The sequence below is a fragment of the uncultured Serinicoccus sp. genome (assembly GCF_947500995.1).
Classification (GTDB): Bacteria; Actinomycetota; Actinomycetes; order Actinomycetales; family Dermatophilaceae; genus Ornithinicoccus.
Genome location: NZ_CANMUA010000006.1, coordinates 238,989 through 259,351, shown reverse-complemented (window position 1 = coordinate 259,351; position 20,363 = coordinate 238,989). Strand labels below are relative to the sequence as shown.

Sequence of the window (20,363 nt, the reverse complement as noted above, 5' to 3'; positions counted from 1 at the left end):
CATGCACATCGTCGACATCCGGCACGTCACCGAGCCCATCAAGGCCGACATGGCCAACGCGTTCATCAACTTCTCCTCGATGGACGTGAGCGTGCTGGCGATCGTGACCGACGAGGTAATGGACGGCAAGCCGGTCGTGGGCTATGGCTTCAACAGCAACGGCCGCTACGCCCAGCCCGGGATCCTCGACCACCGCATCATTCCCCGGGTGCTCGGGGCCGACCAGGAGACGCTCGTGGACCCCGCCACGGGACACCTGGACCCGGCGCGGATCTGGGCCGCCTCGATGCGAGACGAGAAGCCCGGTGGACACGGGGACCGGGCGGTGGCCGTCGGTATCCTCGACATGGCCGCCTGGGACCTGGCCGCCAAGCTCGCGGGCCTCAGCGTCCAGCGGCTCATCGCCGAGCGCTCACCGGTCGGGCTGGGCGCGCCGGCGGAGAAGGTCTGGGTCTACGCGGCCGGTGGCTACTACTACCCGGACCGAGGGATCGAGGCGCTGCAGCAGGAGATGCTCGGCTACCTGGACCAGGGGTACCGCACCGTGAAGATGAAGATCGGTGGGGCGCCGCTCACGGAGGACCTGCACAGGATCGAGGCTGTGCTGGAGGTGCTGCCGGAGGGGTGCACCCTGGCGGTCGATGCCAACGGGCGTTTCGACGTCGCGACGGCGGTGCACTACGCCGAGGCGCTGCGTGACCTGCCGCTGCACTGGTACGAGGAGCCCGTCGATCCCCTGGACTACGCCGGTCATCAGAGCGTGGCCGAGGCATACCCGGGCGTGCTGGCCACCGGGGAGAACCTGCTGTCGCGCCAGGAGGCCGTCAACCTGGTCCGGTTCGGTGGGCTGCGTCCCGAGCAGGACGTGCTGCAGATGGACTCCGCCCTCAGCTACGGCTTCACCGAGTACCAGCACACGCTGGCCGCCCTCGGCGAGCTGGGCTGGACGCCGCAGGCGTTCGTCCCTCACGGTGGGCATCAGTTCAACCTCGCGATCGCGGCGGGCTGCGGTCTGCGGGGAACGGAGTCCTATCCGGGCATCTTCGAACCCTTCGGCGGCTTCGCCGATGGTGACCGGGTGGTCGACGGCTACATCACGCTGCCGGACGCACCGGGCATCGGGCTCGAGCTGAAGGCCTCGCTGGCGCCGGTACTGGCCCGGCTCGAAGACTGACCAGGTCGGCCCCGGCCGAGGTGGTGGTCGGCCTCGGCCTGGCCCTGGTGATCCTGACCGTCCCCCTGGGGAATCTCTACCCGGGAGCCGGGGTGGTGGCCGGGGTCGCAGCACTCGTGGTCCTGGTGGCCGCACTGTTCATCGTGCGCCCCGTGACCCGCTGGGTCGCTCTCGTCCTCGTCGCCGTCGGGGCAGTGGCCCTGGGCTGGGCGATGCTGCTCGGCGCCCGTCCTGCGCCGGGTCAGCTGACCTCGCTCAACCAGGGCGTGGTGGGGATGCTCGCCGCGGTGTCGTTCACCCGGCTGGTCACCGTGCGTCAGCCGGGGGGCCAGGGACAGGAGGGGCGCCCCGGACGGGTCGCGCTGTGGCGTACCTCAGGTCTGGTGCACGGCCTGGGTTCGGTCATCAACCTCGCCGCCGTGGACATCGTCGGTGGGCACCTCGGGCGGGGACGCACGAGACTGCCGCTGCTCGACGGGCTGCTGCTCTCCCGCTCCTTCTCCGTGGCCGCCTTCTGGTCGCCCTTCTGGGCCTCCTCCGCGACCGCGATCGCGTACGCCCCGGCGGCCGACACCCGGGCGCTCGTGCTCTGCGGCGGTGTCCTGGCGGTCGCCGCGCTGGCGCTCAGTCTCCTGCTCCTCCAGCGTCGCTTCCCCGACGGGTCCCAGGACTACCGGGGGTACGAGGTGACCCCGGGCATGTTGCTGCTGCCGGTCTCGCTCCTCCTGTGCGTCGTCGTCGGACACGCTCTCGTCCCTGGTCTGCCGGTCTCCACCGTCGTCCTGCTCTCCGCGTTGTTTGTGAGTGTGGTGCTGGGGGCATGGACGCTGCGGGCCGGTCTCCTCGGCGCCCTGGGGCGCCACGTGGTCCACGGGCTGCCGCGACTGCGGGGCGAGGCGGCGCTGTTCGTCGCGGCCGGTGTCCTCTCGGTGGGGCTCTTCATGCTGGTGGGCGAGCTCGGGGTGCGGGCACCCGTGGGGGAGTTCACGGTGGTGGTGGCCTGGGGGTGCATCCTGGGTATGACGGCACTCTCCGTCATCGGCATCCATCCCATCATCAGCATCGCGATGGCCGCGGTCCTGGTGGCTCCGACGCAGCCGGACCCCACCCTCTTCGCCCTGACGGCGACGATCGCCTGGGGCGCCTCTGCTTCGGTGGGTCCGGTCTCAGGGCTCAACGTGTACCTGTCCGGGAGGTTCGGCCTGAACGGCTTCGAGGTGGCGCGCGCGAACGCAGGGCACGCGGTCCTCGTCCTGGTTCTGGCCCTGCCCACGTTGATGCTCTGCCGCGCGTTGATGAGCCTGTAGTCTTCGCCCACCGACGGCAGAAGAGGAGCAGATGTCGAACATCCGGGACGTCGCGCTCCGCGCCGGGGTGTCGCCGTCGTCCGTGACCAGGGTGCTCGGAGGCTACCCCAACGTCAGCCCCGAGCTGCGTGAGCGGGTGCTACGGGCGGTGGAGGAGGTCAACTACCAGCCGGACCTTCTCGCCGCCGGCCTGCGCCGTGGCAAGACCAAGACCGTCGGCATGCTGGTCAACGACGTGCTGAACCCCTTCAACGCCCAGATGATGGACATCTTCGAGAGCGAGTTGCGCCGGGCGGGGTACAACGTGATCCTCACCAACTCCAACGGCCTGAGCGAGGTCGACCTGGAGAACCTCATGGTGCTCAAGCAACGGCGCGTGGACGGTCTGGTCGCCTCCTTCGCCGACGACCGGAACCCTCTGCTCGCGACCGAGCTGCGCTCGTGGACGGTCCCCGTCGTGCTCTTCGACCGGCAGGTCGACGACATCGACGTCAGCGCCGTGCTGAGCGACCACCGGTACGGCGCGCAGCAGCTGAGCGAGCACCTGGTGGACCAGGGGCATCGGCGTCTGGCCATGATCAGCGGGTCGGAGGCGCTGTACTCCACCCGGGAACGGATCCTCGGCATGCAGGACGTGGCCCGGGAGCACGGGCTGGAGATCCGCCCCGACTTCCTCATCAGCGGGCGGGGGTCGCACGAGCACGGCAGCGAGGGAGTGGCTCGCCTCCTCGACGATCCCGAGCCACCCACCGCGATCGTGCTGGCGAACGGCAACACCGCGGCGGTCGTCGGTGCCCTCGCCGAGCTGCGTCGTCGGGGGGTGCGGATCGGCGAGGACCTCGCGGTCGCGACCTACTACGACGACCCTGTGGTCGCCCTGTGGTCGCCGTCGCTGACCTCGGTGTGGCGTCATGTCCCGGACATGGCGAGACGGGCGGCCGACATGATGCTGGACCGCCTCCAGGACGGCCGACGGATGGCCCACACCGTCGTGCTGCCGACCCGCCTCATGGTGCGGGAGTCCACCTCCCGGCAGTTTGACGCTGACTGAGACCCGCTCAGCCCGATCCTGCCCGAACCCTTGTGCGCACGTCCGATGATCACCTACAGTTGCGTCACTTCCTGAAAACGGTTCCGAAAGAAGCAACGATGCTGAAGGTCCCTCACCCGGCTGTGACCCGGGGGTCCTCTGAGCCCGTGCGGACGCCATGGCAGGGGGAGCACTCCCTGTCTCCGCGGCGTCTCGTGTGGGTCGGCGCTGAAATCGTTTCCGCCGACCGAGGGGCCGGTGGTCACCCGTGAGCCTCGTCGAGGATGCGGAGACCTGGCAGGCTCTGGACGAGCACGACGGCGTTCGGGCCGGCGAGCTGACCCGCCCGCGACGGCTGCCGGTGGATGTCCGGCGGGTCGAGCTCCTGCAGGCCGCCGTCGACCTGGTACTCGGGCCCGCGCAGGGGCGCAGTGTGACCCTCCAGGACGTCTGCCCCGACCCCCTGGTGCACGCGCTGCAGGCGGGGCTTCCCCGCCCCAAGGCCCTCGACCGACAGATCGACGGCGGGAGCAGCTGGACGCAGCTGCTCGGTGTCGAGGACGGCGAGCAGCTCGTGTCCGTGAGCTCGGTCGCGAGCATCGAAGAACGCCGGACCAGCCGTGGGTCGCGGCTCGTCCGGACGACGTTCCTGACCGAGCTGATGCGTCCCGGTACGGGAGAGCGGGTCGGCTGGTGCACCGGAACCAGCCTTGACCTGGAGGTGGCCCGGTGACTGCGCCGCGGGTGGTAGGAGACCGCGTACCGCCGGTCGGCCCCGTCGTCCTGCCGCCGTCGTCCCTGCTGCGCTGGGGGGCAGGGGCCGAGGACTTCTCCGAGATCCACCACGACGACGACGCAGCGCGGGAGCGAGGGCTCGAGGGAGCGGTCGTGCACGGTCCGTTGCAGGTGGCGGTGCTGCTCGAGCAGCTTCGACGCTGGCTGGGCGCGGACGCGCGGGTCACCCACGTGGACGCCATCTACCTCGCACCCGCGCCGGTCGGTGATGCGCTGGTCTTCGAGGGAGAGGTGACCGAGGTCAGTCGTGGCGAGGCCGGCGACGAGGTGCTGGGATGTGAGCTCCGGTCCCGGCGCTCCGACGGCCGGACCACGGTGCGGGTCCTGGCTCGCGTCCGGACGGGTGGCGCGGATCCGGCGTCCGCCCTGCCGCTGGAGCAGCTGCGGCGGGCGCTGCGCGTCGGTGAGGTCGCCGGTACCTTCGAGTACCAGGTGCAGTCGAACGACCTGGACCACTTCGCCCGGGCGCTCGAGGGCGAGGTGGACCCGTCGGGGCGGGTCCCGGCCACCTACTTCGGCGCCCTCGACCCCGTGGAGCGGCGCGACCTCCATCTGGACGGGTTCCTGCTCGAGCTGCCGTTCCCGCGCACCGGGGGAGGGAACGCCTTCAACGAGGTGGAGTACGAGCGGCCCCTCAGGGCTGGCGACGAGATCACGGTGTCGACGCGCTACACGGAGGTCTACGAGAAGCAGGGGTCCCGGGGCACGTTGCTGTTCCGGGTTCGGGAGAACGAGATGAGGGACGCCTCGGGAGCTCTCGTCGCCACTTCCAGGTGCGGGCACGTCCTCAGTTTCGCCCTGCCGCCTTCCACGGGGTCGGAGGCGACTCATCCATGAGCGCCAACTCCCTCCCGACACCTGGCAGCGCGCTGCCCTCCCGGGTCAGGTTCACGACTCGAACGCAGCTGGTGCGTTATGCCGGCGCTGCCCAGGACCCCTCGCCCATCCACTTCGACGACTCCTACGCGCGGGACCGTGGCTTCCCCTCCGTGATCGTCCACGGCTTCCTCAAGGCAGCGCTCTTGGAGGAGCTCACCCTGGGCTGGGCGCCGCCGGGCAGCTGGATCCAGCAGTTCGCCGTCCGGTACCGCGGCATCGACCTGGTCGGCTCGCCCCTGCTCTGCCAAGGCGTCGTGACCGACGTGACAGCGGACGGGGTCGTCGGCCTGGAGCTGTGGATCGAGGACGAAGCAGGCCAGCGGACGACCGACGTGCGGGCGCGCCTGCACTGGGAAGGCAGATCGTGACGAACCAGGACACCACCCGGACCTACCGGATCGCCGCTCTTCCCGGCGACGGCATCGGCCACGAGGTACTCCCCGCCGCCACTCGGGTGCTGGACGCGCTCGGCACCAAGCACGGCCTCGACTTCCGGTGGGAGCACCAGGAGTGGGGCTGCGAGTACTACAGACGCACCGGCTCGATGATGCCGGAGGACGCCCTGAGCATCCTCGCGCCGACCGACGCCATCCTGCTCGGAGCGGTCGGAGCCCCCGGGGTCCCGGACCACGTGTCCCTGTGGGGGATGCTCATCCCCATCCGCAGGGAGTTCGACCAGTACGTCAACCTCCGGCCCGCCCGGTTGCTGCCCCGTGTCCCCAGCCCCCTGGTACCCGAACGGGTCGCCGGCCTCGACCTCGTCGTGGTCCGGGAGAACGTGGAGGGCGAGTACTCACGGATCGGGGGGCGGCTGTACGGCGGGACCGAGCACGAGATCGCGGTGCAGGAGTCCGTGTTCACCCGGAGGGGTGTCAGCCGGGTCATGGACTACGCCTTCGACCTGGCAGCCCGGCGGCGGGGGTCGCTGGCCTCGGCAACCAAGTCGAACGGGATCGTCTACACGATGCCCTTCTGGGACGAGGTCTTCGCGGATCGCGCTGCCGCCCACCCCGACGTCACCACCTCGCAGTACCACATCGACGCCCTCGCAGCGCTCTTCGCCCTCGACCCGACCCGCTTCGACGTGGTGGTCGCCTCCAACCTGTTCGGCGACATCCTCACCGACCTCGCCGCCGCCGTCGCCGGATCGATCGGCGTCGCGCCGTCGGCAAACATCAACCCCGAACGCCGGTTCCCCTCGATGTTCGAGCCGGTGCACGGCTCCGCCCCCGACATCGCGGGTGAGGGGATCGCCAACCCGGTCGGACAGCTCTGGTCCTCGGTGCTCATGCTCACGCACCTCGAGGAGACGGAGGCGTCCGCGGACCTCATGTCGGCGATCGAGCAGGTACTGGACGACGGCGTCATGACACCCGACATCGGTGGGACGGCCTCCACGGAGGACGTCACCACCGCCGTGATCGAAAGGCTGGGAGCACGATGACGTTTTCCTCCGAACCCGTCCTCATCACCGGAGGCAGCGGCGGTATGGGCGCAGCGATGGCGCGGCGTCTCGCGTCCTCCGGCGCCCGCGTGGTGGTCTGCGACCTCGACCAGGATGCGGTGCAGGGAGTCGCTCGAGAGCTCACCGACGCCGGTCATGAGGCGATCGGGGTCAGCGCCGACACCTGCGACGAGGAGCAGATGCGGGCCGCCGTCGACCAGGCGGAGGAGGCGTTCGGCCCCCTCTACGGCCTGGTGACGGCCGCAGGGATCAGGCAGCCCGCGGCCCCCTTCCACGAGCTCGGCCTGGACACGTGGGACCGGGTGCACCGGGTCAACGTGATGGGCACCTTGATCGCCATCCGGGCCTGCCGCCCCCAGCTGCTCCGCACGCGTGGGGCGATCGTCACCGTGGCCTCGGTCACCGCCAACGCCGCTCGGATGAACCAGTCCGCCTACTGCGTCAGCAAGGCCGCGGTCCTGCACCTGACCAGGCAGGTCGCCCTGGAGCTCGCGGCGCACGGCGTACGGGCGAACGCCTTGTGCCCCGGCGTGACGAAGACGCCCATGATCGAGGAGGCGGTCCGCACCGATGGTCCCCAGGTGCTGGAGGCCAAGCTGCGGGGGTCCCTCGAGGCGTTCCGACCAGGTATCCCGCTCGGCAGGCTGTCGGAACCGGAGGAGCAGGCGGCCACGGCCGAGTTCCTCCTGTCCCAGGATGCGTCCTTCATCACCGGTGCCGCGATCTACGTCGACGGCGGCGTCTCGATGCTCGGGTGACGTCATGACCACATCACACTCCTCCGGGCGGCGCCTGGCGCGGTTCGTGTGGCATCACAAGCTGGTGTCGCTCAGTGCGCTGGTCCTGGTCGTGGCGGTGGGCAGTGCCCTGCTGGTCACGTGGATCGCACCCTTCGACCCGTATGCCCAGGACGTCGCGATGCGCAACCGGCCGCCCTTGACGCCCAACCCGGACGGAGGGATCCACCTGCTGGGCACGGACCCCTTGGGCCGTGACGAGCTGTCCCGGGTCATGCTCGGGGGGCAGATCTCGCTCACCGTGGCCGCGGCCAGCGTGGTGGTGTCCGGGCTGTTCGGGACCACCGTGGGCATGATCGCCGGGTACTACCGCAACTGGTTCGACGACGTCGTGGGGCGTCTGGTCGACCTCCAGATGAGTGTGCCCTCGCTGCTCATCGCCCTGCTCGTGCTGTACGTCCTCGGGCCTAGCTTCGTCAATGTCGTGCTGGTCCTGGCGGTGACCCGCTGGATGGTCTACGCCAGGGTCAGTCGGGGGTTGGTGCTCGCCCTGCGGGAGGAGCTCTTCGTCGAGGCCGCACGTTCCCTCGGTGCGCCCGGCCGACGCATCATCGTGCGCCACCTGCTGCCCAACATCCTCGGGCCCATCCTCGTGCTCGCCACCCTCGAGCTGGCGGTGATGATGCTCACCGAGGCCAGCCTGAGCTTCCTCGGCCTGGGGATCCAGCCCCCGGAGTCGTCCTGGGGACTGATGCTGGCGGAGGGGCGGGAGTACCTCACCAGCGCGTGGTGGCTCGTCGCCGTCCCCGGCCTCGCCATCCTGCTCACCACCCTCAGCGTCAACATCATCGCCACCTGGCTCCGCTCCCGGTCGAGCCAGGCCCAGTTCAGCAAGGTCACCATCGGTGAAGGGATCTGACATGTCGACCCAGACCACATCTTTCGAGACGGCGTTCGGCGAGGCCGGCTCGGCCCGGGACCGCCGTGCCGCCACCCGGGCCGGACTTCCCGGCAACCTGCAGCAGTTCCCCGACGCCGATCAGGTGGACGTCGTGGACCCCTACACCCAGGAGGTCGTCGCGTCGGTCGCCCGGTGCGGACCGGCAGAGGTGGATGCCGCGTGCCGTAGGGCGCACGGCGCCCAGGAGCGGGGGATGCCGCAGTGGGAGAGGGCGCTGGTGCTCGACCGACTGGCGCTCCTCCTGGCCGAGCACACCGAGCGGCTGGCCGCCATCATCACGCTGGAGAACGGCAAGGCGATCCGAGACGCGCGCACGGAGGTGTCTCGGGCCACCGAGACGGTGCGCTTCGCGGCCGCCCAGGCGCGCACCCTGACCGGAGACCTCGTGGCCGCGGAGGCGACGCCGACCGGCGAGGGGAAGATGGCGATGGCGCTGCGTCTGCCGATCGGTGTGGTGGCCGCCATCACCCCGTTCAACTTCCCGCTGAACACGGTCCTGCACAAGGTGGCGCCGGCGATCGCCGCCGGCTGCGCCGTCGTGCTCAAGCCGGCGCACCAGACCCCGTTGACCGCGTTGGCTCTGCACGAGCTCCTGCTCGAGGCGGGGTTGCCCGAGGACTGGGTCACCGTGGTCACCGACGACGGGGTCTCCGCCGGCCCCGCGCTCGTGGAGCACCCCATCCCGCGGCTGGTCACCTTCACCGGGAGCACCACGGTGGGGTGGGGCATCGCGCAGACCGCCCATCGCAAGCGCGTCGCTCTCGAGCTCGGGTCGAACGCGCCGGTCATCGTGGCTGCAGACGCCGACGTCGCCGAGGCGGCCATCCGGATCGTGCGTGCCGCCTACGGCACGAGCGGGCAGAGCTGCATCTCGGTGCAGCGGGTGCTGGTCCACCGCAGCAGGCACCAGGACCTGGTCGACGAGCTCGGGCGCCGGGCCGATGCGCTGGTGGTCGGGGACCCGTTCGACGACGGCACCGACATCGGTCCGCTGATCCTCCCGGCCGCCACCCAGCGGGTGCAGGAGTGGATCGACGAGGCAGCCGGGATGGGTGCTTCTCTCGTCGCGGGCGGTGTCCGTGACGGCGCCTGCCTCCGGCCGACGGTGGTCGACCAGGCACCGACAGGGTCCCAGCTGCGGGACGCCGAGGCGTTCGGGCCGGTGCTGACCGTGGTGCCGTTCGACGAGCCGGAGGAGGCCTTCGCGATCGCCAACGAGACGCCGTACGGGCTCCAGGCCGGAATCTTCACCAGCGACCTCGGCCTGGCCCTGCGGGCGGTACGCGAGCTGGACTTCGGCGGCGTGCTCGTCAACGACATCCCCACGACCCGGCTGGACCAACAGCCCTACGGCGGCGTCGGGGACTCGGGCAACACGCGCGAGGGGCCGGCCAGCGCCGTCGTCGAGATGACCGAGGTCCGCTTCGTGTCGTTCCAGGCACCTCCCACGGCGGTGGTCCCGTGACCGGCCCGCTGGACGGGGTGACCGTGCTGGACTTCACCGAGCGCGTGCAAGGGCCGTACGCGACCCAGATGCTCGGTGACTTCGGGGCGGAGGTGATCAAGGTCGAGCGGCCGAGCGCGCTCACGCCGGACGGCCGCGCTGACGAGCGCTACCAGGCGCCCGGCGAGCCGGCCCCCACCTCGCTCTACCGCGCGACCTTCCTGGCCAACAACCGGAACAAGCGCTCCGTGGTGCTGGACCTCAAGTCGGCCGAGGGGGTGCGGGCCGCCCGACAGCTGGCCAGGTCAGCAGACGTGCTCTATGAGAACTTCCGTCCCGGTGTGCTGGACCGGCTGGGGCTGGGGTACGACGAGCTGGCAGCTGACAACCCCGGGCTCGTCTACGTGTCCGCCTCGGGCTACGGACCCGACGGTCCCTACAGCAGCCGTCCTGGGCAGGATGTCCTGGCCCAGGCCCTCAGCGGTCTCGGCCAGGCCAACAGCGCGCCGGACGGGCGACCTCTGCCGGTCGGACTCTCGATCACGGACGTGCTCGGTGGGCTCAACGGGGCCGCGGCCGCGCTCGCCGCCCTGGTGCACCGGCAACGGACCGGTGAGGGGCAGCGGGTGCACGTCGACCTGCTGGGCAGCGCGCTGGCCGCGCTGTCCGAGCACGTCGTGCACCTGCTCAACAGCGACGCGGCCGAGCCTGAGCGGCGCACCGCCATGCACGGGCACGGCTACATCCCCCCTCCGTACGGCTTCTACGCGACGGCCGACGGCTACATCGCTCTGTCCAGCGGGCGGCAGATCCCGCAGATCTGCGAGATCCTCGGCCTGCCGGACCTCACCCAGGACGCCCGCTTCGCCGACTTCGCCGTGCGTGACCAGCACAGGGAGGAGATGGAGCACCTGCTGGAGAGCCGCCTGCGGACCCGGTGCACCGCGGACTGGATGCAGCTCATGGTCGCCCGGGACATCTACGCGGCGCCCGTGCTGACCCTCGAGCAGGCGGCGAGGGACCCCCAGGTGACCGCCACCGGCCGCATCGTCACGGTCGAGGGCCGGCACGGCCCCGTGCACCTGGTGGCACCACCGGCGCGGTTCTCCCGCACCCCGCTGCCACCCCCCACCAGCCCGCCGGCGCACGGGGAGCACACGCAGGAGGTGCTGTCCGGGCTGGCGGTCCGCAGCACGGAGGGGAGCACTCGATGAGCACGCAGGCCAGATCAGACACCAGCGCGCCGGTCGAGGTGGGCCAGGCCATGCTGTCGGTGCGTGACCTCACCGTCACCTTCCCCTCGGCGGACGGGCCCATCCGCGCCGTGAACGGCATGTCCTTCGACGTCCGGCCGCGTGAGCGGTTGGGCATCGTCGGCGAGTCGGGCTCGGGGAAGTCGGTCACCGCGCAGGCGCTCCTCGGGCTGACACCCCGCGACCACACCACCGGCAGCATCGTCTTCGAGGGTGAGGACCTGCTCACGGCGCCTCAGGACCGGCTGCGCGCACTGCGTGGATGGGACATCAGCTACGTCTTCCAGGATCCGCTCTCCGCCCTGGACCCCACGCGGACCGTCGGTCACCAGGTGGCCCAGCCGCTGCTGCTGCGACGGGTCCCGAAGAAGGAGGCTCATCGCCGCGCGGTCGAGATGCTGGGCGAGGTGGGCATACCTGATCCGGCCAGACGTGCCCGGAACTATCCCCACCAGTTCTCCGGAGGGATGCGGCAACGGGTGATGATCGCGATGGCGCTCATCGGCCAGCCCCGACTGGTGATCGCGGACGAGCCCACGACGGCCCTGGACGTCCGTGTCCAGGCCAAGATCATCGACCTGCTCTACCGACTCACCGACGAGCAGGGCGTCGCCGTGGTCTTCATCACCCACGACCTGGGCATCCTCGCGGGTCTCGCCGAACGGGTCATCGTCATGTACGCGGGCCGGGTCATGGAGGAGTGCAGCACCGACGAGCTCTACTACCGCTCGATCCACCCCTACACCCTGGGACTGCTCGAGTCCCTGTCCCGGATCAGCGGCCCCGTCCCCGAACGTCTCCTCACCATCGGAGGGGGCCCGCCGGCCCCCTCCCGGCTCCCTACCGGGTGCCCGTTCCACCCTCGGTGCCAGTACGTGCAACCGGAGTGCCGCACCACACCGCCTCCCCTCGAGGTGCCTCCCGGCGGAGAGCACGCGAGCGCCTGCCTGCGGGCGGCCTGGTTGGCCGAGCGACCCGGAGAGCTGCGATGACGACTCCGCTGCTGCAGGTGCGAGGTCTGGTCCGGGAGTTCGGCCACGGCCCGGGACTCGTCCGCGCCGTGGACGACGTGTCCTTCGACGTCATGCAGGGTGAGGCCCTCGGGCTGGTGGGGGAGTCCGGTTCTGGGAAGTCGACGACGGCCCGCTGCGTGCTGCGGCTGATCGAGCCGACCGCCGGCGAGGTGCGCCTGGACGGCGAGGACGTGCTCGCCCTGGGCGGACCCGCACTCCGGCGCCTCCGCTCCACAGCGCAGCTCGTCTTCCAGGATCCGTACTCCTCGCTCAACCCGCGGATGACCGTGGCCGACATCATCGCCGAGGGGATCCGTATCCACCGGCCACGCGAGTCGTCCACCACCGTGAAGGACGAGGTGGTCGATCTGCTCGAGCTGGTGGGGCTGCGCCCGGACCACCTGACCCGCAAGCCTGCGGCCTTCTCGGGCGGGGAGCGGCAGCGGATCGGCATCGCCCGGGCGCTGGCCCTCAAGCCCAAGCTGCTGGTCTGCGACGAACCCGTCGCCTCGCTCGACGTCTCCATCCAGGCCCAGATCCTCAACCTGTTCGCCGACCTCAGGGAACGGCTCGACCTGACCCTCGTCTACATCGCGCACGACCTCTCCACGGTGCGCCATCTCTGCGGTCGGATCGCCGTCATGCAGGACGGCAAGATCCGTGAGATCGGCACGCGAGAACAGATCTACGAGGACCCGCAGCACGAGTACACCCGAGCACTGATGGCCGCCGTCCCCGAGCCGGACCCGCGCTCGGAGCGGGCCAAGCTGGCCGCCCGCCGCTCCGCGCAGACGACGGAGGCAGGACGACTATGACGACCGGACAGACCCGGGAGAGCGTGGTGGTCAGCAGGGACGAGGACCGCATCGGCACCATCACGCTCAACAGGCCGGAGGTGCTGAACGCGCTCGACTCGGCCGCGCACCGTGCCTTCGCGGCCGCGGTGCGAGAGCTGGAGGCGGACGAGGACATCGGGGCGATCGTCGTGCGCGGCGCTGGGCGGGCGTTCTGCTCCGGCTCCGACCTGCGAGAGATCGGGGAGCTCAGCGGACGGGCCGAGCAGGAGTACGTGGCACTGGACTTCGCGACCAAGAACCTGGTGGCGGGGTGTGCGGTCCCCGTGGTCGCGGCGCTGCACGGCTGGTGCGTCGGTGGTGGGCTGGAGCTGGCCCTGGCGTGCACGATCCGGATCGCTGCGCAGGACGCGACCTTCGCCCTCCCGGAGGTGAGCCTGGGCAGCCTGCCCGGATCCGGGGGGCTGCAGCGACTCGCCCCGGTGGTGGGGCTGGGGGTGGCGACGGACTGGATCCTCACCGGTCGCACCGTGGACGCATCAGAAGCACTCGCCCGCGGCCTCGTCACCCGGGTCGTGGCGGACGAGGAGCTGGACCGCGCCGCACATTCGCTCGCCGCCGAGCTGGCCACGCGGAACTCGTTGGCCCTCCGCCTCGCCATGGTCGCCCTCCGGCCTGAGCCGCCCTCGGAGCGCGGACTGGTCGCAGCATTCCAGGCGCTGGCCGGCGACGCCACACACCGAGATCCTCGCTACGCCGCTGCGACGCGACCGTTCCGAGGGGACCAAGAACCCGTGGACGGCAGCAGAGCCGCACCACCGGACGGACGTCAACGATGACGCCCGCGACCGAGAGGAGAAGCACAGTGACACCACTGACGACGAGGCGGCGGGCGCACCGGCCGTCCGGACGATCCGCCGTGGTGGCGGGCGTGGCCGCATCTGCCCTGGTGCTCGGCGCCTGCAGCGGAGGCGAGACCGAGGAGACGGCGGCGGACGACACGGGTGGCGCCGAGGTGACCATCGCCCTGCCGGAGGAGCCACGCACGCTGGCCAGCTGGAACGCCTACTCCAACGACGGGCACCCGGTGCTCCGCAACGTGACCGAGGCGCTCCTGAACCGCGACCCGGACTCCAACGAGCTCGTCCCCGAGCTGGCGACGAGCTGGGAGCAGATCGACGACACCAACTGGCAGTTCACGCTCCGTGAAGGGGTGACCTTCCACGACGGGACGCCTTTCGACGCCGAGGCCGCCGCCACCTCCCTGAACTTCGTCCTGGACCCGGAGAACGCCTTCCCCATGAGGACGTTCCTGGGACCTGACGTCACGGCGAGCGCCGTGGACGAGTTCACCCTGAACGTGGAGACCGAGAGCCCGGACCCGATCCTGCCCACCCGGCTCTACTTCGTGACCATCCCCTCGCCCGAGCAGGTGGACGATCCGGACCGCTACGAGACCAACCCGATCGGCACGGGTCCCTACGCCTTCGAGTCCTGGAACCGCGGCCAGAACATCGTGCTGACCGCCAACGAGGACTGGTGGGGCGCGGAGTCCGACGAGGCGATGGGTGAGCAGGACATCGCCCAGGCCACCTACGTCTTCCGTCCGGAGACCGAGGTGCGGGCGGGGATGCTGTCCAGCAACGAGGCAGACCTCGCGCCACGGATCACGTCGGAGCAGTGCGAGGCCGCGCCGGTCTGCGAGTCCACACCGACCGTGGAGACGGTGGTCCTGCGGCTGGACACGCCCAACCCGCTGCTCGCGGACCAGCGGGTGCGTGAGGCGATCGCCCTGGCGATCGACAAGGACCAGATCATGAACGACATCCTCGGTGGGGGGGAGACGGTCGGACAGATCGTCGGCCCCGGTGCCGTCGGGTACGCCGATCTCGAGCCCTACCCCTACGACCCCGACCGGGCGGCCGAGCTCGTCGCGGAGGCGCAGGCCGACGGGGTGGACGTGACCGCGCCGATCACGGTCATCGCCCGAGAGGGCTTCATCCTCCGGGCGAGCGAGGCCGTCCAGGTCATCGCCGCCGAGCTGCAGGAGATCGGCCTGACCGGAGCCACCAGCGAGACGCAGGAGACCGCAGCCTTCGAGGAGCAGTGGACGATCGGCTACGACAACATCCCGGAGGACCGGGCCTGGGCCGGGCTGCAGCAGCACGGCCAGGAGCTCATGGACTACGCCGGCTCCATCGGTGGCTACTACAGCTGCGACGGGCAGACCTCGGCCTACTGCGACCCCACGCTCGAGGACATGTACGCCGAGGCGGTCACGACCAGCGACGACGAGCGTCAGGAGGCGCTCGCCGCCATCGCCGAGTACGTCTACGAGGAGGTCCCCGTGGTGCCGATCGGTCAGCCGAACTTCAACTTCGGCATGACCGAGCGACTGGAGTGGACCCCGAGGATGGACGGCTTCATCTTGCTCAAGGAGATGACCGTCAGCGAGTGAGACCCGCGGCCGGGCCGCCCTCGACGGCGGCCCGGCCGTGCCACCCCTTCCACCATCAGCCAGGAGGCACGACGTGTACAGCAACCCTTTCTTCGCCCAGTGGGCCCAGGACTCGCAGATGACCGGTGCGTGGTGCACCCTTCCCGACACCGTGGCGGCGGAGGTGCTGGGCCGGCAGGGATTCGACTACGTCTGCGTCGACCAGCAGCACGGGCTGATCGACGACTCCACGATGGTGCCCATGCTGCAGGCGATCGACGCCTCCGGCGCCGCACCGCTCGTCCGGGTCCGGTGGAACGAGCCTCCCGCCATCATGTCGGCGCTCGACGCCGGGGCGGCGGGCGTGGTCGTGCCCATGATCGAGACCGCCGAGGACGCCGCTCGGGCGGTGTCGGCGTGCCGCTTCCCTCCCCAGGGGCAGCGCTCCTACGGTCCCATCCGGGCCCGGGAGGTGATGGGGAGCGGGGAGACCGAGGTGGTTCAGCAGGTGGCCTGCATCGTCATGATCGAGACGGCGGCAGCGATGGAGAACCTCGACGACATCCTGGACACCCCCGGCCTGGACGGTGTGTACATCGGTCCCAACGACCTCACCCTGGCGCTGGGGGGTCGGCCGAACACCACGACCCCCGAGTTCGTCGCGGCGGTCGACACGATCCAGCAGGCCTGCCGCAGCCGCGGCCTGGCGATCGGGATGCATACCGGGTCGGGCGGGGACGCCCAGCACTACCTCTCGCTCGGCTTCGACTTCGTCACCGTCGTCTCGGACGCCGGGCTGCTGGCCCGCGCCGCCGCGGCTGAGCTGAAGCTGGCGCTGCGGCCTGCCACGGATGCGCCCAGCTCCGCAGCGGCGCCCAGCCAGACCTACTGAACACCCGCCCCCTGCTCAGGAGAACGACGTGGTTCTGCGATATCTCGGCAAGCGACTGCTCCATGCGGTGCTGGTCCTCGCCTCGGTCCTGGTGGCGGTCTGGTTCGTGGTCAACGCGATCGGCGACCCGGCGCGCCTCATCCTGCCCCCGTCGGCCTCGGAGCAGCTGTACCTGGACACCCGGGAGAGCATGGGGCTGAACGACCCGATCCTTGTGCAGTTCTGGCGCTCGGTCTCCGGCTGGCTGACCGGCGACTTCGGGATCTCGGTCTGGCAGAACGTCCCGGCCCTCCCGCTCGTGCTCGAGCGGCTGCCGGCCACTCTGCTCCTGACCACGGTGACCCTGGGTGTCGCCGTGCCGTTGGCCCTGGCCCTGGGCATCATCTCCGCGCTCCGTCCCGAGGGTCCCCTGGACCGGACGCTGACCACGATCTCGCTGGCCGGGGTGTCGATCGCTGACTTCTGGCTCGGGTTGATGCTCATCCTGGTGGTGGGCGTGCACCTCCAGCTCCTGCCCACCTCCGGCTACGGCGGGCTGGAGTATGCGGTGCTCCCCGCCACGGCGCTGGCGCTGCGACCCCTGGGCAGACTGGCGCAGGTGAGCCGCTCGGCGATGGTCGAGGAGATGCAGAAGCCCTACATCACCACCCTGCGTGCCCAGGGGATGCCGGAGCACACCATCGTCCGCAAGCACGCGCTGAAGAACAGCCTCATCCCGATCATCACGGTCGGAGGCGACGAGATCGCCACCTTCCTTAACGGAGCCGTGGTGATCGAGACCATCTTCGCCTGGCCTGGGGTAGGCGGGCTGTTCATCCAGGCGATCGAGCGTCGGGACCTCCCGCTGGTCACTGCCTGCGTCTTCGTCATCGCCTCGATGATCATCGTCGTCAACCTGCTCATCGACCTGGCCTACCTCTGGATCGACCCGCGCACCGCACTGACGGAGACACGACGCCGACGGGCGCCCTGGTCTCGGGCGGCAGGCAAGAACCGGTCGACCTCGAAGAGCAGCCAGTCGCCCTCGACCTCACCCACGACGAGCCCGTTGGCCGCAGCCGGCGGCGCCGACACAGGAGGAAGTACCCGATGACCGGACCGCTGCACGGAACCACGATCCTCGACTTCACCGAACGCATGCAGGGCCCCTACGCCACCCAGATGCTGGCCGACATGGGCGCCGACGTCATCAAGGTGGAGCGCCGCACGTCGCTGACGCCGGACGGTCGTCCGGACGACCGCTACGGGGAGAGGTCCAGCTACGGATCGGACCCGGAGGACTCGAAGATCTACTCCTCCGGGTTCTTGGCGAACAACCGCAACAAGCGCAGCATCACGGTCGACCTGAAGAACCCGGCCGGCGTACGGATGATCGAGCGCATGCTACCCTCGGTCGACGTCGTCTACGAGAACTTCCGGCCCGGCGTCATGGACCGGCTCGGTCTCGGCTACGAGCGGTGTGCCGAACTGCGTCCCGGTCTGGTCTACGCCTCGGCCACCGGGTACGGCGACGACGGTCCTTACGCTCGTAAGCCTGGCCAGGACGTCCTGGTGGAGGGACTCACGGGGTGGGGTCGGGTCAACGGTGACGCCGACGGGAGACCGGTACCTGTCGGCACCGCCATCGCCGACACCCTCGGCGCGATGAACGGGGCGTATGCCGTCGCCTGCGCCCTGGTGCATCGTGCCGCGACCGGAGAGGGCCAGAAGGTCGGTGTCAACCTCTTCGACAGCGCTCTCGCGGGGTTGGCCGAGTGGGGGTTCCACGCGCTCAACACCCCGCACGGGGAGCCGCGGCGGCGGCCGACGAGCCACGCCAGTCCCTGGACCCCGCCCCCCTACGGCTTCTACCGCACGGCCGACGGGCACATCGCCCTGTCCAGCGGGCGACAGATCGGCACCTTGTGCCGGATCATCGGGATCGAGGACCTCTCCCAGGACGAACGCTTCAGCGCCTACTGGTCCCGGTTCGAGAACCGGGAGGACTTCACGCGGCGTATCGAGGAGGCGTTGACGAGGCGGAGCACCGCCGAGTGGGTGGAGCTGATGGAGGCCGAGGACATGTTCGTGGCCCCGGTGAACACCATGGCACAGGCGTTCGCCGACCCGCAGACCCAGCACAACGACATGGTCGTCCAGCTGGAGACCCCTGTCGGGGAGCTCGGCTTCCTGGGGGCCCCCTACCACCTGTCCCGGACCCCGGCCTCGGTGCGGACGCCTCCGCCGCTGCACGGGCAGCATACCGACGAGGTGCTCAGCGAGTTCGCGTTCACGGCGGAGGAGATCGCGGCACTGCGCGCGGACCAGGCCATCTAGCCGTGGGAGTGCAGGCCACGGCTCCCTTCGTCGCGGCGCTCAGCCCTTGAGCGAGCCCCCGGCCAGGCCCTCGACGATGTGCCGCTGGACGAGGAGGGCCAGCACGATGACGGGCAGCGTCATCACGGTCGCCGCCGCACAGATGGCACCCCAGTTGATGCTGCCGTAGGACATGAACTCGAAGACCGCGACCGGGAGGGTCCGCGTGTCCCGGCCGGCGATGACGACCGAGAAGAGGAAGTTGTTCCAGCTGAAGACGAAGCCGAGGATGGCTGCCGAGGCGATGCCGCCCCTGGTGACCGGGAGGACGACCTTCACGAAGGTACCGACCGCCGAGGCGCCGTCGACCGCGGCCGAGTCCAGGAGCTCCTCCGGGAAGTCCTCGAAGAAGCTAACCATGAGATAGGTGACCAACGGCAGGTTGACCAGCAGGTGGCTGAGGATGAGCGCCTGGTAGGTGTCGATCCAACCGACCTGGCTGAAGATGATGAACCAGGGGATGAGGAAGGCGATCCCCGGGGTGATGCGGGAGGACAGGATCACGGCACCCAGCCGGGGCATCTTGTAGCGAGCGATGGCGAACGCCGCGGGCAGGCCGATGACCAACGCGATGAGCGTCGAGCACCCGGCGACCACCAAGGAGTTGACCGTGAAGGCGAGGAAGTCCGTCCCGAGCAGCACGTCTCGGTAGTTGTCCAGGGTGGGGGTGAACCACAGGGTGAACGACCCCGAGTTGATGTCGAGCGGGCTCTTGAACGACGTCGCGACCATGTAGAGGAAGACGAACATGAACGGGGCGAGGACGAACGCCAGGAGGAGGTAGAACCCCGCCGTGCGTACCAGGGCCCGGCGCCGGTATGCCCGGCGCGCCTGCTGCTGTGTTTCCGTCATCATGAGGAGGCCTTTCCGCGGCGGAAGCTGAGGGTGACGGCCGCGAGGGTGAAGACGATGGCGAAGAAGACCAGCAGCAGCGCTGAGGCATATCCGAGCTGCTGGTACTGGAACGCCGTGTTGTAGATGTAGATGTTGAGGGTCTCCGTGGCGAACCCCGGGCCGCCCTGGGTGATGACGATGATGGGGTCGAACGTCTTGAGCGCCTCGATCAGCCGGAAGACCACCGCGATGACGATCACCGGCCGCACCATGGGAAGCGTGATCAGCCAGAACCGCTGCCAGGCGCTGGCGCCGTCGACCACGGCAGCCTCCATCGGCTCGGTCGGCAGGGCCACCAGCCCGGACAACGTCACGAGGGTGATGAGCGAGGTCCACTCCCAGACATCCACCAGCACCAGGCAGAAGAGTGCGATGGAGGAGTCGGCCACCCAGGCGGAGGGCGACAGCCCGACCGCCATCAGCATGTCGTTCAGCAGCCCGAGCTCGGGCTGGAACAGCAGCCGCCAGACCAGTGCCACCGCGACGGGGGTGGCGATCATCGGGAGGAGCATGAGGCTGCGGACGAGTCCTCGGCCGGCGAACTGCCGGTGCAGCAGCACCGCGATGGCCACTCCCAGGACCGTCTGGATCGACACGGCGAGCCCGGTGAACAGCAGAGTCCTGCCGAGGGCGTCCCAGAAGCGCGGATCGTTGGAGAAGATGCGCACATAGTTGTCGACCCCGACGAACGTGGGCGGGCTGGTGGTGCTGCCGTACCAGTCGTGCAGCGACAGGTAGAGCGTGTAGGCGATCGGGAAGATCATCATGAGCACGACGAAGGCCACGGCCGGGGTCGCGAAGACCGACTTGACATGTCGGTCGATGACGTCGTTCACCCCCGACAGCCAGCCTCGTCGCCGCTCTTCTGCTCCCTGGCCCGGGTCCTGACGAGGCTCGTCCTGGACCCGGCGCTCACGTGCTCTCGTCGACGGA

General features: G+C 70.0%; 20 protein-coding genes. 18 read left to right on the top strand and 2 right to left on the bottom strand.

The genetic code is table 11. The annotated features are described in order from the left end of the window. Nucleotide 1: 1 nt before the first annotated feature. The 18 genes from Q0967_RS11240 to Q0967_RS11155 all read left to right on the top strand — a co-directional run bounded on the left by Q0967_RS11240 (nt 2) and on the right by Q0967_RS11155 (nt 18,497). Nucleotides 2–1,174 (top strand): enolase C-terminal domain-like protein, encoded by a 1,173-nt coding sequence (locus Q0967_RS11240; protein ID WP_299450121.1) that lies wholly within the window; start codon nt 2–4, stop codon nt 1,172–1,174. Nucleotides 1,175–1,221: 47 nt separating this feature from the next. Next, nucleotides 1,222–2,481 (top strand): hypothetical protein, encoded by a 1,260-nt coding sequence (locus Q0967_RS11235; protein ID WP_299450118.1) that lies wholly within the window; start codon nt 1,222–1,224, stop codon nt 2,479–2,481. Between the two features lie 31 nt (nt 2,482–2,512). Continuing rightward, on the top strand, nt 2,513–3,532 hold the full coding sequence (locus tag Q0967_RS11230; RefSeq protein ID WP_299450116.1) for a LacI family DNA-binding transcriptional regulator: 1,020 nt from the start codon (nt 2,513–2,515) through the stop codon (nt 3,530–3,532). A gap of 247 nt (nt 3,533–3,779) precedes the next feature. Continuing rightward, nucleotides 3,780–4,244, top strand: coding sequence for a hypothetical protein (locus tag Q0967_RS11225; RefSeq protein WP_299450113.1), 465 nt, complete (start codon nt 3,780–3,782; stop codon nt 4,242–4,244). After that, on the top strand, nt 4,241–5,143 hold the full coding sequence (locus Q0967_RS11220; protein ID WP_299450110.1) for a MaoC family dehydratase N-terminal domain-containing protein: 903 nt from the start codon (nt 4,241–4,243) through the stop codon (nt 5,141–5,143). The genes Q0967_RS11225 and Q0967_RS11220 overlap by 4 nt, the downstream gene beginning before the upstream one ends. Continuing rightward, nucleotides 5,140–5,553, top strand: coding sequence for a MaoC/PaaZ C-terminal domain-containing protein (locus tag Q0967_RS11215; protein ID WP_299450107.1), 414 nt, complete (start codon nt 5,140–5,142; stop codon nt 5,551–5,553). The genes Q0967_RS11220 and Q0967_RS11215 overlap by 4 nt, the downstream gene beginning before the upstream one ends. Then, nucleotides 5,550–6,629, top strand: a complete 1,080-nt coding sequence (locus tag Q0967_RS11210) for a tartrate dehydrogenase (protein WP_299450105.1) — start codon at nt 5,550–5,552, stop codon at nt 6,627–6,629. The genes Q0967_RS11215 and Q0967_RS11210 overlap by 4 nt, the downstream gene beginning before the upstream one ends. Beyond that, complete coding sequence (locus Q0967_RS11205; RefSeq protein WP_299450103.1) at nt 6,626–7,408, top strand: SDR family NAD(P)-dependent oxidoreductase; 783 nt, start codon at nt 6,626–6,628, stop codon at nt 7,406–7,408. The genes Q0967_RS11210 and Q0967_RS11205 overlap by 4 nt, the downstream gene beginning before the upstream one ends. Before the next feature lie 4 nt (nt 7,409–7,412). Beyond that, entirely contained in the window at nt 7,413–8,306 is an 894-nt protein-coding gene (locus Q0967_RS11200; RefSeq protein ID WP_299450100.1) for an ABC transporter permease, read from the top strand. 1 nt (nt 8,307) lies between these two features. Next, nucleotides 8,308–9,813: an aldehyde dehydrogenase family protein gene (locus Q0967_RS11195; RefSeq protein ID WP_299450098.1), complete on the top strand. Its 1,506-nt coding sequence runs from the start codon at nt 8,308–8,310 to the stop codon at nt 9,811–9,813. After that, nucleotides 9,810–11,006 carry a CaiB/BaiF CoA-transferase family protein gene (locus tag Q0967_RS11190; protein ID WP_299450095.1) on the top strand — a complete coding sequence of 399 codons (1,197 nt, stop codon included), beginning with the start codon at nt 9,810–9,812 and terminating at the stop codon, nt 11,004–11,006. The genes Q0967_RS11195 and Q0967_RS11190 overlap by 4 nt, the downstream gene beginning before the upstream one ends. Then, entirely contained in the window at nt 11,003–12,037 is a 1,035-nt protein-coding gene (locus tag Q0967_RS11185) for an ABC transporter ATP-binding protein (protein WP_299450093.1), read from the top strand. The genes Q0967_RS11190 and Q0967_RS11185 overlap by 4 nt, the downstream gene beginning before the upstream one ends. Next, nucleotides 12,034–12,873, top strand: coding sequence for an ABC transporter ATP-binding protein (locus Q0967_RS11180; protein WP_299450090.1), 840 nt, complete (start codon nt 12,034–12,036; stop codon nt 12,871–12,873). The genes Q0967_RS11185 and Q0967_RS11180 overlap by 4 nt, the downstream gene beginning before the upstream one ends. Continuing rightward, nucleotides 12,870–13,691 (top strand): enoyl-CoA hydratase/isomerase family protein, encoded by an 822-nt coding sequence (locus Q0967_RS11175; protein ID WP_299450087.1) that lies wholly within the window; start codon nt 12,870–12,872, stop codon nt 13,689–13,691. The genes Q0967_RS11180 and Q0967_RS11175 overlap by 4 nt, the downstream gene beginning before the upstream one ends. Before the next feature lie 92 nt (nt 13,692–13,783). Further along, nucleotides 13,784–15,310, top strand: a complete 1,527-nt coding sequence (locus Q0967_RS11170) for an ABC transporter substrate-binding protein (protein WP_299450084.1) — start codon at nt 13,784–13,786, stop codon at nt 15,308–15,310. Nucleotides 15,311–15,383: 73 nt separating this feature from the next. Beyond that, nucleotides 15,384–16,181 (top strand): HpcH/HpaI aldolase/citrate lyase family protein, encoded by a 798-nt coding sequence (locus Q0967_RS11165; RefSeq protein ID WP_299450081.1) that lies wholly within the window; start codon nt 15,384–15,386, stop codon nt 16,179–16,181. Nucleotides 16,182–16,209: 28 nt separating this feature from the next. Further along, complete coding sequence (locus Q0967_RS11160; protein ID WP_298889678.1) at nt 16,210–17,274, top strand: ABC transporter permease; 1,065 nt, start codon at nt 16,210–16,212, stop codon at nt 17,272–17,274. Next, nucleotides 17,271–18,497 (top strand): CaiB/BaiF CoA-transferase family protein, encoded by a 1,227-nt coding sequence (locus Q0967_RS11155; protein ID WP_299450078.1) that lies wholly within the window; start codon nt 17,271–17,273, stop codon nt 18,495–18,497. The genes Q0967_RS11160 and Q0967_RS11155 overlap by 4 nt, the downstream gene beginning before the upstream one ends. Before the next feature lie 39 nt (nt 18,498–18,536). Here Q0967_RS11155 and Q0967_RS11150 read toward each other — a convergent pair whose 3' ends face one another. Then, entirely contained in the window at nt 18,537–19,391 is an 855-nt protein-coding gene (locus tag Q0967_RS11150) for a carbohydrate ABC transporter permease (protein ID WP_298889674.1), read from the bottom strand. Further along, nucleotides 19,388–20,266: a carbohydrate ABC transporter permease gene (locus Q0967_RS11145; RefSeq protein WP_298889672.1), complete on the bottom strand. Its 879-nt coding sequence runs from the start codon at nt 20,264–20,266 to the stop codon at nt 19,388–19,390. The genes Q0967_RS11150 and Q0967_RS11145 overlap by 4 nt, the downstream gene beginning before the upstream one ends. Nucleotides 20,267–20,363 lie beyond the last annotated feature (97 nt).